General features: G+C 55.9%; 14 protein-coding genes. 7 read left to right on the forward strand and 7 right to left on the reverse strand.

Translation table 11 applies throughout. From position 1 onward, the window contains the following. Nucleotides 1-86: 86 nt before the first annotated feature. Both H3H39_RS26805 and H3H39_RS26810 read right to left on the reverse strand, forming a co-directional pair. The gene (locus H3H39_RS26805; protein ID WP_182157576.1) at nucleotides 87-1,184 is read right to left on the reverse strand and encodes an ABC transporter substrate-binding protein; all 1,098 of its coding nucleotides are present in this window, start codon (nucleotides 1,182-1,184) and stop codon (nucleotides 87-89) included. A gap of 258 nt (nucleotides 1,185-1,442) precedes the next feature. Further along, on the reverse strand, nucleotides 1,443-2,351 hold the full coding sequence (locus H3H39_RS26810; RefSeq protein WP_182157578.1) for a GntR family transcriptional regulator: 909 nt from the start codon (nucleotides 2,349-2,351) through the stop codon (nucleotides 1,443-1,445). Between the two features lie 191 nt (nucleotides 2,352-2,542). Between H3H39_RS26810 and acnA the strand changes: the two genes are divergently transcribed. The 5 genes from acnA (at nucleotide 2,543) to H3H39_RS26835 (ending at nucleotide 9,890) form a co-directional block, all read left to right on the forward strand. Further along, on the forward strand, nucleotides 2,543-5,182 hold the full coding sequence (acnA, locus tag H3H39_RS26815) for an aconitate hydratase AcnA (RefSeq protein WP_182157601.1): 2,640 nt from the start codon (nucleotides 2,543-2,545) through the stop codon (nucleotides 5,180-5,182). A 9-nt stretch (nucleotides 5,183-5,191) separates the two neighbouring features. Next, on the forward strand, nucleotides 5,192-6,352 hold the full coding sequence (prpF, locus tag H3H39_RS26820; protein WP_182157579.1) for a 2-methylaconitate cis-trans isomerase PrpF: 1,161 nt from the start codon (nucleotides 5,192-5,194) through the stop codon (nucleotides 6,350-6,352). Between the two features lie 41 nt (nucleotides 6,353-6,393). Beyond that, complete coding sequence (locus tag H3H39_RS26825) at nucleotides 6,394-7,563, forward strand: lactonase family protein (protein WP_182157581.1); 1,170 nt, start codon at nucleotides 6,394-6,396, stop codon at nucleotides 7,561-7,563. Between the two features lie 117 nt (nucleotides 7,564-7,680). Next, nucleotides 7,681-8,661, forward strand: coding sequence for a porin (locus tag H3H39_RS26830; RefSeq protein WP_182157583.1), 981 nt, complete (start codon nucleotides 7,681-7,683; stop codon nucleotides 8,659-8,661). Nucleotides 8,662-8,768: 107 nt separating this feature from the next. Then, nucleotides 8,769-9,890, forward strand: coding sequence for a porin (locus H3H39_RS26835; protein ID WP_182157585.1), 1,122 nt, complete (start codon nucleotides 8,769-8,771; stop codon nucleotides 9,888-9,890). 117 nt (nucleotides 9,891-10,007) lie between these two features. Here H3H39_RS26835 and H3H39_RS26840 read toward each other — a convergent pair whose 3' ends face one another. The 5 genes from H3H39_RS26840 to H3H39_RS26860 form a co-directional block, all read right to left on the reverse strand. After that, complete coding sequence (locus H3H39_RS26840; protein WP_182157586.1) at nucleotides 10,008-11,390, reverse strand: aldehyde dehydrogenase family protein; 1,383 nt, start codon at nucleotides 11,388-11,390, stop codon at nucleotides 10,008-10,010. 33 nt (nucleotides 11,391-11,423) lie between these two features. Next, a complete protein-coding gene (locus H3H39_RS26845) occupies nucleotides 11,424-11,726 on the reverse strand; it encodes a putative quinol monooxygenase (RefSeq protein ID WP_182157588.1) in 303 nt (100 codons plus the stop codon). 14 nt (nucleotides 11,727-11,740) lie between these two features. Continuing rightward, nucleotides 11,741-12,808: an Ldh family oxidoreductase gene (locus H3H39_RS26850; protein ID WP_182157590.1), complete on the reverse strand. Its 1,068-nt coding sequence runs from the start codon at nucleotides 12,806-12,808 to the stop codon at nucleotides 11,741-11,743. A 50-nt stretch (nucleotides 12,809-12,858) separates the two neighbouring features. Then, entirely contained in the window at nucleotides 12,859-13,278 is a 420-nt protein-coding gene (locus H3H39_RS26855) for a cupin domain-containing protein (protein WP_182157592.1), read from the reverse strand. Between the two features lie 492 nt (nucleotides 13,279-13,770). Then, the gene (locus H3H39_RS26860; RefSeq protein ID WP_182157594.1) at nucleotides 13,771-15,078 is read right to left on the reverse strand and encodes an MFS transporter; all 1,308 of its coding nucleotides are present in this window, start codon (nucleotides 15,076-15,078) and stop codon (nucleotides 13,771-13,773) included. Between the two features lie 837 nt (nucleotides 15,079-15,915). On the opposite strand from H3H39_RS26860, the gene H3H39_RS26865 reads away from it, so the two are divergent. Both H3H39_RS26865 and H3H39_RS26870 read left to right on the forward strand, forming a co-directional pair. Next, complete coding sequence (locus H3H39_RS26865; protein ID WP_182157595.1) at nucleotides 15,916-16,560, forward strand: hypothetical protein; 645 nt, start codon at nucleotides 15,916-15,918, stop codon at nucleotides 16,558-16,560. A 3-nt stretch (nucleotides 16,561-16,563) separates the two neighbouring features. Continuing rightward, nucleotides 16,564-17,238 (forward strand): RES family NAD+ phosphorylase, encoded by a 675-nt coding sequence (locus tag H3H39_RS26870; RefSeq protein ID WP_182157597.1) that lies wholly within the window; start codon nucleotides 16,564-16,566, stop codon nucleotides 17,236-17,238. The last annotated feature ends 162 nt before the right edge of the window (nucleotides 17,239-17,400 follow it).

A 17,400-nucleotide genomic window follows, 5' to 3' on the forward strand; every position in this document is an offset into this window, starting at 1 on the left:
ATAAAAAGGACCTCAGCAATTCTGGAAGATAGCGGAAACGGCAGCGATCGCCTCCGCTCGAAGTTGGCCGCGAGGGCCGCAGAGACTTACTTGACTGCCGCTTCTTTCCATTGCTTGAAAAAGTCGAGCCGGCGCTTTTGATCCAGATTTCCCAGCAGCTCTTCGTTCAGAGGAATCGGCTTGAGTACACCAGGGCGAAGACGTGCCAGCGCAGCTGCTGTCGACTCACCTTCGACGTCGGTGCGCAGCGAGTAAAGTTCGGCCTGGTTAGCAATGACACTTTGGCCGCGCTTGGAGAGCGTGTAGTCCAGCCAGAGTTTGGCAGCGTTAGGGTGGCGCGCGCCTTTCGAAATGAATATCACACGCGACATCACGAGGACATAGTCCTTCGGGATGACAACGCCGATGGAAGGATCTTTCTTGGCGCGAGCATATGCGTAGGATCCGTGCAGATTGAAGCCAATCAGCTGCTCGCCAGAAGCGATACGCTCAAGCATGATGCCCACCGACGATTGGACACGCAGCCCGGCATGCTGAACACTGCGGGCAAAGTTCCAGAAGTCAGGGTTCGCTTTCGCATCCTGGGTAATGTACATGTAACCAACGCCGGATTTTTCGATGTCGAAGGCGGTAACTTTCTTGCCGAATTTTTCCGGTTTGTCGGTCACCAGTTTTGCGAGTTCCGCATGCGTCTGTGGCACCTCAGCATCTGAAACCAATCGTTTGTTATAAACAAACGCCGCTGGCTCGAAGGTGGTGCCGTAAGCCATGTCCTTCCAGTTTGCCCATGCTGGAATGTGGGTCGCTTCCGGCGTTTTGTACTGCAAGGCGCCCCCGTCATGCACCAACTTCATCTGCAAATCCATTGCAGAACTCCAGGTCAGATCCGCCGAAGCACCACCGGCCGCCTGCTCACTCAGGAATCGGTTGTAGATCTCAGTACTGTTCATGTCGTTGTATTCAACCGTGATGCCTGGATACTCCGCCCGGAAGTCACGAATCAATGGTTCGACGGCTTTGCTGTCGGTGGTCGAATAAATCACCAAGGTACCTTCTTTAACGGCAGCGGCAATGGTCGCTGCGTAACTGGCCGGATAGCCGGCCGGCACCGTTTGAGCGAAGGTGAGGCTGGTGAAAAACATGCTGGCGCTCAAAGCCAGAGCAGTGGCGGGAACTTTCGGCATTACGGTCTCCTGTCGGGTTTGTAAATTTTTAGTCGCATTTAATGAGCACATAATGCAACTCAAAAAAACCAAAGTCAAGCCCTTTATCGGCGCTAAGCCAATTCATGTGCACGCAGCGGCGCGTCGCGCACATGCGACAAGACATGTGTTCACGAGCAAATTGAGGGGATCAGGGAAAGGGAGGGCGGAGGAGCGGCACTGCAGAATTTCAGCGCGAACAGGGCGAGCCGATGCTCGCCCTGACGGCAGGTGGCTGGATCAGGCCAGCTTTTTTTGCCCGTCGTTGAAGGCTACGGAGGTGATTTTTCCCCGACGCGCGCCATCAAGGTGCTCACGCATCTTGCTGGCTGCCGCCAAGTTGTCGCCGCGGGCGATCGCATCAAGGATGGCCAGGTGCTCCTCCGCTTGGGCTTTGCGCGGAAGGCGTTTTTCGGCCTGCATGTATTCGACCAGCCGCCGTAATTGGTCGATGCGGCGCACAGTTTGCACAATAAAGCGGTTTCCGGACCACTCAGCGATCGTTTCGTGGAAGCGAGAGTTCGCTTCGAACAGCTCAATGGCAGTCATGGTTCGATATCCGTCCTGGGCAATGTATTGCTGCTGCTTGCGGCAGGCCTCGAGCTCGACCGGATCAGCCCGGAACTTTGGATTCATCAGTCCCGCCGGCTCCACTGCCAGTCGCAGCACATAGCTATCCTCATAGGCCTCGGCAGAATCGATCATGGGCAAGAATTCCCAGCCATGGCCAGTGCGCCGCTCGATCCAACCCTCCTGCTGAATTCGCGAGAGGACCTTGCGCAAAATTGCACGAGACACCTCGAATTCCCGCATTAAGTCCGCCTCGTTGACTTCATCAGGTAACACACCGCTTTGGCGTTTGACGGCGATCTGCAGATAGAGGGGGTCCTCCGCTGCAGCTGACCACTCCTGCGCCATGTCGCTCAGCTCAGACGCTGGCACTGCCAGGAAGTAACCGCGGTTGCGATCATGGCGTACCACCTCGAGCTCGGTTAAATGCGCCAGCGCAGCCGATATGGGGAAGCGAGAAACGCCGATTGCCTGGGCCAGGTGAGCCTCGGCAAGGTGAGTGCCGGCGGCCAAGTTTTCCCGCCGCGCATGGACGACAATTTCACGCAACACGCGTGTTTGTAAAGTTGTGAGTGCCATTTTTCCAACAGTTATTCAAGTTAGCCACGAGCTACGACCGCGCCTCTGCGCCAGTCAACATTATCGGGCATGTTAGGAGAACCACGCAGGCCTCTGTCAAAAAAAAATACATTGCATTTTATTTTCGCATAATGCAGTATAAAAAAACAGGCCGCATCCCAGCCGGCTACGCCAGAATGTCAGAAACCATCATGATCAACATCGAACGCCCCCTCCGCAGCTTGAACGTGGACGGTATTACGTATCAAAGTATCGACACTATTCAAGCATGCTCTCCGTTCGGCCACAACCCGTATGCTCGCTTGCCGTACAGCTTGCGCATTCTCGCCGAGAACATCGCCAGAAATGTCTCCGACGGCGTGGCGCGCGAAGTAGCCCTGAATGCCATCGTCAATCGCAAGCGCGACCAGGATCTGCCATTCCAACCGGGCCGTGTGGTTCTGCAGGACTTGCTTGGTACCCCAGTCCTGGTTGACTTGGCCGGGTTGCGCGACGCAGTGGAGAAACGTGGCGGCAATCCACGCAAGGTCAATCCGAGAGTCCCTGTGCATTTGGTGATCGATCACTCCTTGAATGTGGAGCACTGGGGTACGGCGCAAGCGCTGCAACAAAATATGCACATCGAACGGCAACGCAATCAAGAGCGCTTCGAATTTCTGAACTGGGCCAACAAAGCCTTCGACAATCTGTCCATCATCCCTTCCGGCAAGGGCATCCTGCATCAAATCAATCTTGAACGACTGACGCCCGTCATCGCTTCTCAGCGTACACCAACTTCAATGCTCGCCTATCCAGACTCACTAGTAGGCACCGATAGTCACACGACAATGATCAATGCCATTGGCGTGCTTGGCTGGGGTGTAGGTGGTATTGAAGCGGAAGCAGCGATACTAGGTAAGGCATTGATGATGCGCCTTCCGGAAGTGGTCGGTGTCGAATTGGTCGGTTCGCCACCACCAGGGTATATCGCTACCGACATCGCTCTCGCGTTAAGCGAGTTCTTGCGCGGTGAAGGTGTCATCGGCGCTTACGTGGAATTCTTCGGAGCCGCAGCGGCCCGCTTATCGGTAGCCGACCGCGGGACCATCGCCAATATGGCGCCAGAATTCGGCGCTACTGCCGCGCTATTCTCGATTGATCAGCGCACCATAGACTACATGCGCATGACTGGCCGGTCAGCGCACGCTTGCTCGCTCACCTTAGCGTATGCACAAGCGCAGGGCCTATGGCATGATGCGCTTTCTAACGCAGAGTATGACCGTACTCTACAGATCGACTTATCGAGGATCGGCCGCGCAATCGCGGGCCCTAAACAGCCACATCAGCGCATCATCCTGGGACCGCAAAGCAAGGCGGCCGCCGCGACCACGGCCTCTGACGCTCAAAAAAACCTCTCGACTGATTCCCTTCCAGCTGGCGCAGTGGTCATTGCCGCCATCACCAGTTGTACCAATACCTCAAACCCACGCGCTGTCTTGGCAGCTGGCCTACTTGCCCGCAATGCGCTTGCCCGCGGGCTAAGGCGCGCCCCATGGACCAAAACTTCGTTTGCACCAGGCTCACGTGTAGTGGCCGCCTATTTGCAGCGGGCCGGCCTACAGCAAGACTTGGACGCGTTAGGTTTCAACATCATTGGATACGGCTGCACCACCTGTAATGGCATGTCCGGTCCCTTATTGTCACCTGATCTTGAAGAAAATATCAAACGCGAGAGTATTGCAACCATCGCAGTCACCTCCGGAAACCGCAACTTCGAAGGCCGAATTCATCCACTAGCACGCGAGGCGTTCATCATGTCACCACCGCTGGTTGTGGCCTATGCTATCGCGGGCAATGGGAAAATTGATCCGGAGATCGACCCGCTTGGTAAGGACCATAACGGCCAACCGGTTTATCTAAAAGATGTGTGGCCTACTGATGCAGAATTGGACGCCCTTGAGGCCCAAGTAGTAACGGCCGACTTGTTCTCAAATGCCTATAGCGATCTACAGATCGATATCGCGACACGTGCTGATCGGCCCAACATCGAAGTAGCGGACTGCTATAACTGGAATCCAGCCAGCAGCTATATCCGCCGCCCGCCTTACTGGGACAGCGACTCAACCCTTGCCAACTCAGCTAGTGACCTCGTTGGTTTGCGAGCACTCGCGATGCTTGGAGACCATATCACAACCGACCATATCTCCCCATCGGGCACCATTCTGCCAGACAGCGACACCGGGCGCTACTTGATTGCCCACGGTGTGGCGCCACAGGAGTTCAATTCCTACGGTACTCGCCGCGGCAACCACGAGGCGGCCATGCGTGCAACGTTTGCAAGTGCACGATTGAAGAACGAACTAGTCGGCGAAAAGGAAGGCCCGTATTCGCTTGTGCTTCCGGAGCTGCAGGAGCTAACAATATTCGAAGCCGCACAGCGATATGCGCGCCGAGGAACGCCATTGCTGGTGATCGCCGGAAAGAATTATGGTAGTGGATCCTCGCGTGATTGGGCGGCAAAAGGGCCGCGCCTGCTTGGAGTGCGTGCCGTACTAGCGGAGAGCTATGAGCGCATCCACCGTGCAAACCTCGCCGGGGTAGGTATTTTGCCTCTCCAATTCATGAATGGACAAGACCGTCTGACGTTAAACCTGACTGGACGTGAGCGTTTCGATATTGAGGGCCTGGGCGGCACGTTACAGCCTGGTGAAATCTTGACGGTTAGGATCTCGACAGACTGCGGCCGCGTCATCACCATTTCGGTGCGTAGCCGACTCGACACTCATGAAGAAGTTGCCTACTTCGAACAAGGCGGGCTGTTGCCGCAATTACTCAATGAATATTTGAACTAGAGACAGGTTATGACTAAACAGTTTCGCATCCCCGCCGTGTATATGCGCGGGGGCACTAGCAAGGGTGTATTCTTCCGCAGTGATTCTTTGCCTGCAGATCCAATCCTGCGCGATCAACTGCTGCTACGCGTGATAGGCAGCCCAGATCCTTATGGACAGCAAATCGACGGTATGGGCGGAGGCACTTCGAGCACCAGCAAGGTGGTACTCGTGTCGCGTTCGAATCGACCAGACTGCGACGTCGACTATCTCTTCGGTGCCGTTGCGGTCGGATCCGCAGTGATTGATTGGTCTGGCAACTGCGGCAATCTCAGCTCAGCGGTTGGGCCCTTTGCAATCACCGAGGGACTGATGGAAACAGTACACGATGGCGTGACCTCGGTTCGCATATGGCAAGCCAATATCGGAAAGAGAATCGTTGCCCATGTTCCGACACAAGATGGGCAAGTCACTGAATACGGTAATTTCGAACTGGATGGCGTCACTTTCCCTGCAGCCGAAATTAAACTGGACTTCCTAGACTTGGGTGGCGACGATACAGACGCCAACGAACCAATGTTCCCAACTGGTAACGTGACAGATACCTTATCCATCCCTGAGCATGGAACGTATGTGGTCACCTACATTAACGCCGGCAACCCCGCCATTTTTATCGACGCGGCAGCCATCGGCTTGAGTGCAACCGAATCACAGCAAGAAGTTAATCAAAACGCGACATTGCTCGCACGCTGCGAGGCCATCCGCTCTCACGGCGCCGTCGCCATGGGTTTGGCTTCAACGCCAGAGCAAGCCAGTCGCGAACGGCCACACACACCAAAACTTGCATTTTTCGCACCTCCAAGGGACGCAATCACTTCAAGTGGAAAGCAAGTGCGTAAAGAGGACATCGACTTAAGTGCACGCATCCTCTCCATGGGTAAGTTGCACCATGCAATGACCGGCACCGGTGCCATCGGTATTGCGGCCGCCGCGGCCATTCCCGGCACGGTCGTGCATCGTCTGTCGACGAAGTCCAAGTCAGGACAAGTTCGCTTCGGCCATCCGTCTGGAACGCTTACAGCTGGTGCAGTCGCGCGCCTGGTAGATGACCGGTGGATGGTCACCCAGGCCAGCATGAGCAGAAGTGCCCGACGCTTGATGGATGGGTGGGTTTACGTGGTCCTTCCTTGAGCGTCCGCGCAAGAAAAACAGCACAATATTTGGAGACAGAAATGAATCAATACTCGTCAAGCGGCCCACGACGCCGCCTGCTGGCCAGTTGCACGCTGGCCGTGCTTGCCGCCGGCACGGGATGGCCGACCTCCGCCGCCAATGCCACGACCACATATGCTTACGTCGGCTCACGCACAACCAAGGAACGCAATGCACGTGGTGAAGGCCTCAGTGTATTTCACGTCGATGCAACTGGCATATGGACTCAGGTCCAGTTGATCAAAAACCTGGTGAATCCATCCTTCATCACGCTGGATCGCAAGCAACGTCGGCTATATGTGGTCCATGGCGACCATAGCGAGGTGAGCGCTTTCGCAATCGACCCGTTCTCTGGCAAGCTGACCTTCATGAATCGCCAATCGACCGGTGGAAAAAACCCCGTCCATTTAGCCGTCGATCCTGCCAACCACTTTCTATTCGTGGCTAACTACGCCACCGGCAGCATCGCCACTCTGCCCATCAACGCAGACGGCTCCCTGGCGTCAGCAACCTCACTCGTAACACTCCCAGGTGAGCCCGGCCCCCATAAAGTACAGCAAACTGGTTCCCACCCACATCAAGTCATGTTTGACCCCAGTGGAAGGTATCTGCTTGTGCCCGACAAAGGCCTGGACCGCGTGTTCAGCTATAGCATCCACCCACAGAGCGGCGCCCTGCTTCCTGCGGAGGTACCTTCAGTAGCAGCCCGTTCCGGATCAGGAACGCGCCACATCGCCTTCCATCCACGCCTCCCTTATGCGTACGTCATGAACGAGCTGAATTCCAGCGTTACTACCTACGCCTGGAATGCCAATGAGGGCGCGCTCACGCCAATGCAAGTACTGCCGACTACGCCCGCCAGCAATATCGATGAAAACACCGGTGCTGGGATCATTTGCAGCGCCAACGGCAAATTCGTCTATGGATCGAATCGTGGACATGACAGCGTAGCCATTTACCACGTGAATCAGGAAAGCGGACTATTGGAAGTGGTCGGCTGGCAGCCGACTGGAGGCAATGGACCGCGCTTCATCACGATCGATCCAGACAGCCAATTCTTATACGCGGCCAACGAGAACAGCGACACCATTTCGCGCTTTCGTATGAACCCAGCCAACGGTGCGCTAACACCTGCCGGTGAGCCCATTGCCACCGGCAGCCCTGTCTGCATTGTGTTCGCCCGCTACTGACTGACGCGGGCATAGCCCGCTCCCCATTTCAGCGTTTGCTCCTGCCTGGAAATTCGATTCCAAGCGGGCAGGACAAGTGCGCTCTGAATTCTTTAAACCACAATCAGGAGAAGCAAAATGCAATACAAAATTTTCACCGCAGCAGCACTGTCGCTGGCGACTTTGCCGGCCTATGCACAATCTAACGTCAGCATTTACGGCCTGCTTGACAGCGCACTGGTCATGTCGCAAGGAGGCCCAAGCGGGACGACAACCAAACTCGAAAGCGGTGTATCGAATGGCAGTCGCATTGGCTTTCGCGGGACGGAAGATTTAGGCAACGGCATGTCGGCATTGTTCACTCTGGAAGCTGGCCTGCTGCTCGACACCGGCGCCAGCGATCAGAACGGCACGCTATTTGGCCGCCAAGCCTATACCGGCTTGAAAGGAAATTTCGGCGCCGTAACCATGGGCCGTCAATACACGCCTATCTATAACACACTCGTGCAGGTTGATCCGTTTTCCAACAACTACGGCGGCGCGGCTGGTCAGCTGATGGCAGGTGAAAAAGCCGGCACCCGCATGAACAATACTGTGATGTACGCCACGCCAACTCTTCAGGGCTTCAGCGCACAGGCCGCCTATGGCTTTGGTGAGGTCGCTGGCAATTCAGCCAAGTCCCGACAGATTGGTGGCAGCGTCAGCTACGAAGCGGGTCGCCTGCTGCTGCGCGGAGCCTTCAACCGCACCACCAACGCAACTGCTACCGACAGCGCGCGCAACGTCCTGCTGATTGCTAAGTACGACTTTGGTCCGGTCATCGGCTCGATCGGCTACGGCGATAACAAAGGCACTGGCTTGACCGATAGCCGGGACTACATCGTCGGCGTCACGGTCCCATTCGGAGTACAGAGCCTGATGGCTAACGCGGTCCACAAGACAGATCGCGCCAACACCCATCTCGGAGCCAACCAGCTGGCATTGGTCTACAGCTATGCGCTGTCCAAACGCACCAACTGGTACATGGGCGCAGCCAAATTAAGCAATACGCGCTTTACCACTACCAAGTTCGGTGCCGGCGACACCGAGTATGACCTCGGCATCAAGCACACGTTCTGATTCGCCGCCCAGTTTACAGAACTCGCTGCGGGGTTTTCCACCATTTTTCCGAAGCGAGTAATCAGCAGTGAAATGGGGACTTCGTTTTTTATAACAAGGAGATATAGATGCAAAAGAAATACATGGCTGCCGTATTGTTGAGCGCATCGGCTCTGCCGGCCATTGGCCAGGCACAAAGCAGTGTTCAAGTCTATGGCTTGATCGACGCTACCATCCGCTCGATCAATAATACCAACGCCAAAGGCGACAGCATTGTCGGCTTTCAAACTCCCTGGTTTAGTGGAAGCCGTCTTGGCTTCCAGGGTCGCGAGGACTTGGGCAACGGCCTGGCTGCGGTGTTCAAGCTCGAAAGCGAATATGTGATCGGCACCGGTGCTATGGATACACCTGGCGTGCTGTTTAATCGCGATTCCTGGATCGGTCTGGAAAGCAAAGAGCTCGGGCAGGTTCGGATCGGCCGGCAAAATACGCTCGCGCGCGATTTCGCCCAAATTTATGGTGATGCCTATGGATCAGCAAAGCTGAACTACAGTGAAGGCGGCTTCTCCAACACCAATAATTTCAAGCAACTGGTGTACTACGCCGGCAGCGATACTGGCACTCGCTACGACAATGGCATTGTCTGGAAAAAGATCTTCAGCAATGGCGTGGTCGCGGGCCTGGGCTACAAGCTGGGCGAGGTCCCAGGCGACTTCTCGAGAAATACGACCAAGTCCGCAGCCATCGGCTACAACGGCGAGAACTACGTCGTCTCGACCTTCGTCAACGAAGCAAACGTGAACAACATGACCCACCGCTCGTATTCGCTGGGCGGCAGCTACATGTTCCCTGCCGTTCGCGTTAGCGCAGGCTACTTCCACTACACCGCAGAACAGCCAGTCGCGCTGGGTGAGCGTAAGGATAACGCCTGGACGATCTCGACCAAGTTGACCCCAGGTGGTGCGCTGGACTATGCAGTTGGCTACGTGAACTTCAACGTCAAGAACGGCGCCTACAATAGTGCCGGCACCGGCCTGCTCAACCCATACGCCAGCACGACGACGGCCACCGCCAGCGGTTCGGGAAAAAAGGACACGATCTACGGCTCGATCATGTATCACTTTTCCAAACGGACCGAGATGTACGTGGTGGCAGACTACATGAAACTGCGTGATGGGTTCCGTGTGGCTACTGCGGCGGGCAACACCAACCAGACCGAATTCGCCGTCGGCATGCGGACTCACTTCTAACGTCAAACGGGCCCATATTGATGTTCAGGTTTGAACATCAATATGTGGCCCGTTTGATATTTCACGCACTAACTCGTGGCCAGTTCCTTGAACCGGCCACGGCCTTTTAAACCAAGACTATACTGTCCAGAACGTACGAATATTGGTGAACTCGCGTACACCGGAAGAGGCCAGTTCACGGCCGTAGCCGGATTTTTTGGTACCGCCGAACGGAACGCGCGCATCAGATGCGGTGATCGCATTGATGAAGACCGCGCCCGAGGTGATGGCCTTGGCCAGCTTCACGCCACGCTCTTTCGAACCGGTCCAGATGCTGACAGACAGGCCGAACTGCGAGGCATTGGCAAGCCGGATGGCGTCATCGTCGTCACGGGCAACGCTGATCGCAGCGACTGGGCCAAAGGTCTCTTCATCAAACACGGCCATGCCAGGCATAACGCCATTCAGTACAGTTGGCAGATAGTAGTAACCGTCCCGTTCAACCGAACGCCCTCCAGCCAGCAGTGTCGCGCCGGCCGCAATCGAGCGTTCGATTTGCGACTGCAGCGCATCACGCAGATCGCCGCGCGCCAAAGGACCAATCTGAGTCGCAGGGTCAGTTGGGTCACCAGTTACCAGCGCACGTGCACCCTTGACGAAGAGCTCGGTAAATTCCTGCGCGATCGACTCCGACACAATGAAGCGCTTGGCGCAAACGCAGCTTTGGCCAGCATTGTGGAAGCGTGCCTTGACTGCGGCTGCCGCTGCGGCCTGCACGTCCGCGCCATCCAGCACGACGAAGGCATCCGAGCCGCCAAGTTCCAACACGGACTTCTTCGAAGCACGTCCGGCCGCCGCGCCGACCGCGGCGCCAGCACGGTTGGAACCTGTCATGGTAACCGCGGCGATGCGGTCATCAGCAATCAGGCGATCCACGGCTGCAGGCACGTCCGGTTCTGCTATCACCAGGGTGGTGATCAGATTCGGAGGCAAGCCGGCATCGAGGAAGAGCTGCTGCAGAGCGAGCGCGCAACCCGTGACGTTCGGGGAGTGCTTAAGCAAGATGCCATTGCCGGCAACGATGGAGGGAATCGCAAAGCGCATGACTTGCCACACGGGGAAGTTCCATGGCATTACAGCCAGCACCAACCCGATTGGCTCGTAGCTGACCCAGGCATCTACTCCACTGATCTGGACTGGCTCATCACCCAGAATCCGCTCAGCGTGGTCCGCATAATAGAGCGCGGTAACTGCAGATTTTTCCATCTCGCCAGCGGCTTCCGCGAGCGTCTTTCCCATCTCCTCCGTGATGAGATTAGCAAAGACCGCGCTCTGTTCACGCAGAACGATGGCCAGGCGCCGCAACGCGGTGACTCGCGTCTCCAGCGATTGGCGCCCCCAAGTTGCAGCGGCAACGTGACCTTGCTGGACTGCGACTTCGATTTGCTCCGATGTCCACGCCGGATATGTCTTCAATACCGCTTCGGTGGCGGGATTGATTGTGGTGATCGACTGCGTCATGAATTGCTACTCCTTCAGAAAAGTGGGGGACGCTTATGAGTGGTGGAATAAGCGGTTGCAGAACGTGTTGACTTGGCTTCCGGGGACCACACACTGGTCTGCTGCCTGTCGCCATTGCGCGAAATGGGGTGCTGCGCGATGCGCCTGAATCGCAGCGTCATCTTCATACAGTTCATAGAAGACAAAATGGGTGGGATTCTTCAGATCCTGAGTAACGTCGAAATAGCTGCAGCCCGGTTCATCATTGAACGTGCGTTCGGCGTTTTCCTGGATAGCGGACAGAAACTGCTCCAACCGCTCGGGATAAACATCAAGGGATACCATTAGCGCGATCATGTGTGTACTTCCTTTCAGTTAGATGATTGTTGGGTGCGTGGCAGCGCAACGCCAGTCTCGACAGCCAGGCGAGCGAGGCTATCCCAGGTATGCTCGGTCACCTCGATCCCCCGCACCAGGTTGCGCTCAGTGTTCCGGTCTTCCAGCTCGCCAGGGAAGAAAATTTCGTCCACGCCGTCGGCAGTGGGGACCGCTTTGATCTCGTCGATCAACGTCTCCATGCGGCTTTCAAATTCCTGAACCGGCATCATGGCGCTAATGTCGATGGTAATCAGCATGTGGCCGCAGCCACTCTCACGCTGTGGCTCGTACGGGCCCGCTACGTTGGAGCCGAAATGACTTCCGGTAAGGACTCCGGCCAATACATCCATCATGAAGGAAATGACGTATCCCTTATGTCCGGCCATCGGCAGGATAAGACCGTCGATCGCCGCCTGCGCATTGGTGGTCGGCACGCCGTTCGCATCTGCCGCCCATAAGGCGGGAATCTCCTCTCCGCGCTCAGCCGCAAGGTAAATCTTGCCTCGAGCAACCGAAGTATTGGCAATATCCATGACTGCCACACCGCGCTTGCCAGCTGGCGCCGCGATCGACCAAGGGTTGGTGCCGATGGTCTTGACCTTGCCCCCCCAAGGCGCCATCGCAGGGCTAGCGTTCGTGGCCAGCAGGGCGACGCACCCGGCTTTCGCGGCCTCCCGCGTGAAGTAGGCAGCCGTGCCAAAGTGATTGGAGTTGCGAATGCCAACAGCACTAATACCGTGCTTTCGCGCGCGCTCAATGCCCAAGCTGACTGCCTGCGAGGTCAGTACCTGCCCGACTCCGTGCATGCCGTCCAGAACAACGACCCCGCCGTTATCGACTGCAATTGCACTCGAAGTTACGGCCTTCATGGCGCCGCTGCGCAGACGCTCGACATACCACGGTAGTCGCAGCATGCCATGAGATGAATGCCCCCAAAGTTCGGCCGTGACCAAGCTGTCGGACAGTAAGCGAGCATCGGCTACGGGCACGCCAGTTTCAACCAGCACTGCGGTGCCGAACTCGCGCAGGCCCTCAGCATTAACGGTGTATGACAGACTCATGATTGTTTCCTGCCTAGATATTTATTGATTGATAAAACGGGCCTAAGGTTTCAGTTTGCTCCGTGCTCAGCGGCAACGGGATTGGTAATGCCAGAGGACGTCAACGTCCTGGTCGCATCGACACTGGCATAGATCCAGAGGATCTTCATCGGCTGGGTCTGCGACAGATTCCGGAAGCGGTGCGACACATTGGGAGGGATGTACGTCACATCGTGGGGTTTCAGACGATATTCCAACCCATCGATATCCAACATCGCGTCCCCTTCCATCAGCACCACGCTCTCTTCACAGTTGTGGCAATGGAACGGGATTTCCACGCCAGCGTCGAAGGACGTGTATCCGGTGATGAAGCTGCTGCCACCGAGCGACTTGCCAACGAGGGGCGTAGTACGAGCGCCGCCGCCGCGTTCATGCGTGGGCAGGGTTTCTGGCTTCAGCAGCGCGGCGTTTGAAGGGGTCTTGATGATCACGTTTATCTCCTAGCGAATGAGTGAGGAATTCCAAAATGTTGCGCAGCTATTTCCTCGTCTGTACTCACTGCCGCGCCACTTTATGTGCATCGTTTGGGGCAGCGCGTTAGCAAGCTCCAATCGATTGAATTAACTATAGCATTATTTGTTCATAAAATGCGATTTAATTTTCTCTATTCACAGACCAACCGGCTCCCTTGTTTGTCAAACGCATTTTCCTCAACTCGTCCTCTATCCGCCGGCTTTAAAGCCCGGCTGCACCATCCGCGTGAGCTGAAACTGCATTGAAGAATCAGCCAGAATGTAAATTCTTGACTCACATAATGCAATTACCAGATCTTGCACAGTAAAGGTATTGAGGGGATCGATGGGGGGGGGAACTGCTGGCGGAGTCGAGAAGTGGAATTTGCAGACGCACCGGCGAGCGCGTCTGCAGGCAAGGCCCGAAACCGAGCGCTAACGTACAGCGCCGGGCCCTGCCTGAAACTTCATCTACGCTGTTTTGGCACTGCAGAGGTGCGCGCGGCGGACAGCCGAATGTGTTGGGGAGATAGGCCGGCGCGTCAGCGTAAGCGTCGTCAGTGCACCAACAATTAAGAGAATGCCAGCGATGACGAACGCCCAGTTGTAACTGCCCGTCGCCGCGACGACATAGCCGGTAGCAATTGGCGCAATCATGCCAAAGATATTTCCGCCGACCACAACGAATGCAATCGCCTTAGCAACATCCTTCGAGTTCGGCAGCAAGTCATTGAGCAGTGAGAAGTTCAGTGAAGTTGTCGACGCGATCCCCGTCAACGAAATAGACAGCACGGCCATGAGCAAGTAGATGTTGTCTACCACTGGCACTGACAGGATAACAGCGGCAATGACGAGCGCCAGCGCAACTGCATTCCGTCGACGACCGGAATTGACTCCGCCTTTTTTGAGATAGAGGTCACTCAAGTAACCAGACGCGATGCACAGCAGGACAGAAACAGCGTACGGGGTCGCAGTCAGCCAGCCGGTATCTTTGATCGAAAGGTTACGGGTCGTTTGGAGGTAGCTGGGCAGCCAGGTAAGGAACAGGTATTGGGTGTAGACATTGCACCCCTGTGTCAGAGCAATGCCCCACAGGCTTGGCGATTTGATGAGCTGGCGCAGTCCGCCGCCGCTTTGGTCGTCACCAGATTTTGCAACCTGGCCGGTCTCGCGCTCCTCGACAATTTTCCTGCGCTCGGCATCACTCAGCCATTTGGTTTCCTCGGGGGTACGGAAGAACAGTAGCCATGCTGCAAGCCAGACAAAGCCAATTCCTCCTGCAATGATGAACGATGCACGCCAGCCCCAGACAGCGACAATCGCGCCGAGAATAACGGAGCAAATTGCAGGTCCGGCATAGGAGCCGCTATTGAAAATAGCCATCACCATGCCTCGCTCGCTGGCAGGGAACCATTGTCGAATTACTTTAGCTCCGACTGGATTGCTGCTCGACTCACCGGCCCCCATTACCAACCGCGCTACAAGCAATCCCGAAAAGCTCGACACCGCGGCGGTCAGGGCAGTTGCCGCAGACCATACGAAGATCCCGGCGCCGGCCATCTTGCGTGGACCAAATCGGTCAATCAGATAGCCCATTGGAAGTAAGAACAGGGCATAACTCCAAATGAACGAGGAGAAAAGATAGCCCATGGCGACGGCCGACAGATGAAACTCAGCTGCGATCGGCTTTGCCGCTATGGACAGCGCAATCCTGTCCATGTAGTTGATCATTGCCAGCAAAAAGAGAAAGAAAGCGGTCCAACCGCGGCGGTACGACATGAGTTGTCTCCTTTGATTATACTCAACGGCATTTTTTGCTTTATTTGACTACCAAACGCAAAAATACCAACCTTTGCATGACATACACATGGCGAAATCCAATTTCAAACACTCAATGCATGCAAATTCACTAGCCCCGACTTACGCTTCTAAAGCAAAGAAATCGAAGACTTCCTGCCTCTGAGCACAGATCAGCGACACAGGCGAGCAAAATTGAAACATACGGCATCATCTCGCACTGCATTTTGAGATCATAAAATACAATCTATGCCGATGCAAGTGTTTTCCCGTGCAGCCTTACTTGGCAGTAGAGGCTCTAGCCAAGCCTGTTGCGCGCTGACGGACGACGTCTGCAGTAAGGACGGAGTCAAGTGGAGCGGGAATGGTGCGATACTTGAGAAAGTTAAGAAAGCAGCGTACTATTACCTCAGAGTCTCCACACGGAATCGATATGGACTACCGAGATCAATTAAGAGCCGCTTATGAAGGTGTAACGCAAATCTCGAGGCTGATCGAGTCGGAGCTCGATCGGGTAATCGACGGCGCTGCCAGCAATCGTGTCGCTGCCCTGCGCAAAACATATCAGCGGTACCTGGACAGCGTCACAGTAGCGGGCCATGATAGCGAGACTGAACGCTTATACACGCCAGGAATAAGCCAAAGGCGGTGGTTTCTATGCCGTCTTGTTAGCAAACTCGACGAGCGCCTGATCGGCTGGGCACGCCGAATTCCGGCTTGCGGCAGGCCTACTCACTTGCTAATGCTGTGTGGAAAGGTGCGATTGATCACCATCACTCATCCAGCGATTGCCCCCCCTTCCCAGTCTGAGGTTTTGTCATGACACCCAACGCGGATCAAATCAGTCCTGCCGGCAAGGCGCCGGCGATGAATGAAATCAACCAGCGCTTCGTAGACCACTTCGCACAACTGGTCACTGAGCGTGTCGAGTTGCTTGCCGAAGGACCGGACCGCCAGCGCATCGTCGCTCTGGCGAAGCGGGCCCTCCGGGAAGCGCGAGCCACGTTATCGGAAGAGCGCCAGGTTGTACTTGATCAGCTACCGGTGTCGAGATTAAAGGCCTCGGATGTGATCGAACAGGGTTGGGTCAATCTGTCGCAGGCGAGCCTGTATCGCGCGGCTGAGAGTGGTAGGTTCTACTGCACCACACCCAAGGGGCGCAGCATCGGCAAGGAATTCCCGCTCTGGCAGTTTGTTGAGCCAGTACCGGAAATGATTGCCCCTGTATTGTCCCAATTGGCCGATCAGCCGAGTAGTGAAATTCATGCCTTTTGGGTATGCGCAGCGGATGAACTGAACGATTTGTCGCCAGCCGAAGTCATGGCCGGCAAGCCGTTTGAAACGCGCGGCACCTTGCATGCAAGTCAGCAGGCCCTTCTGGATCTGCCGGCTGCTACGCGGGTACGTCGGGTCCAAGTTGTCGCATCGCACCACAACAAAGGTATGACTGATATCGTAGGCTAATACATGCCGCCATTGAGTAATTTGGTAGCCCCTCCGAAAAACTTCGCCGGGATGCTGCCTGAGTTTGAATATCTTAATCAAGTGTTATCCGATGGCGTAATTGAACTGCCGGCCAAGCAGCCGCTGGTCAGAGCTGCCTGGAACGCTGCATCGGTGTGGCCTACTAGTGTGAATCGGACATACCGGTTCGGGCCACCAGAGGACTTGGTTGGCGCTGACGGAGCTTTCCCGTTCCATTGGGTCTACGCAGCCAATGAGGTGCTCACGGCCGTATGGGAGGCCCGTTTGTGCGTCAACGATGTGACGCGCCCCGGTACGTTTCAGTTCGCGCCAAAGGCCGAACAGGCATTGATTGCAACCCTGCGCTGTGCGCAGCCATTGCGCTTGCTTGATTTGTCTGGCGATCTTGCGAGCAAATTGGGTATCTATGATGCGCTGCGCAGTCCAGATTACGGCTTTTGCCAATGGTTGGGGTATTTTCTGGACCGCATTATCGCAAGCCATGACGGCGCGATTCACGGCTTCTGTTATCCGTCGCGTCGCCATCCTGGCCAGGATGCCTATGCCATCTCCTCCCGCTCCATGGCGGCACTGACGGAAGGCTTATTGATCACGACAGAATTGTTCGGTGCCACCGCGGCCTATGCGCGGCTCTCGCAAGATCGCTGTCGTGTCTAGCCGGAATAACGCGCAGCAATGCACTCGTGGCCTCCATGAGGTAGCCTGACATTTTCGGACACTTCCATTTGATAAACTTGTCAAAGGGAGTGAAATCATGAGATCAACAACATACACGCCGGAATTCCGGGCCGAGGCGGTCAAACTGGTGCTGGCACAAGG

Source organism: Rugamonas apoptosis, assembly GCF_014042355.1.
Taxonomy (GTDB): Bacteria; Pseudomonadota; Gammaproteobacteria; order Burkholderiales; family Burkholderiaceae_D; genus Rugamonas; species Rugamonas apoptosis.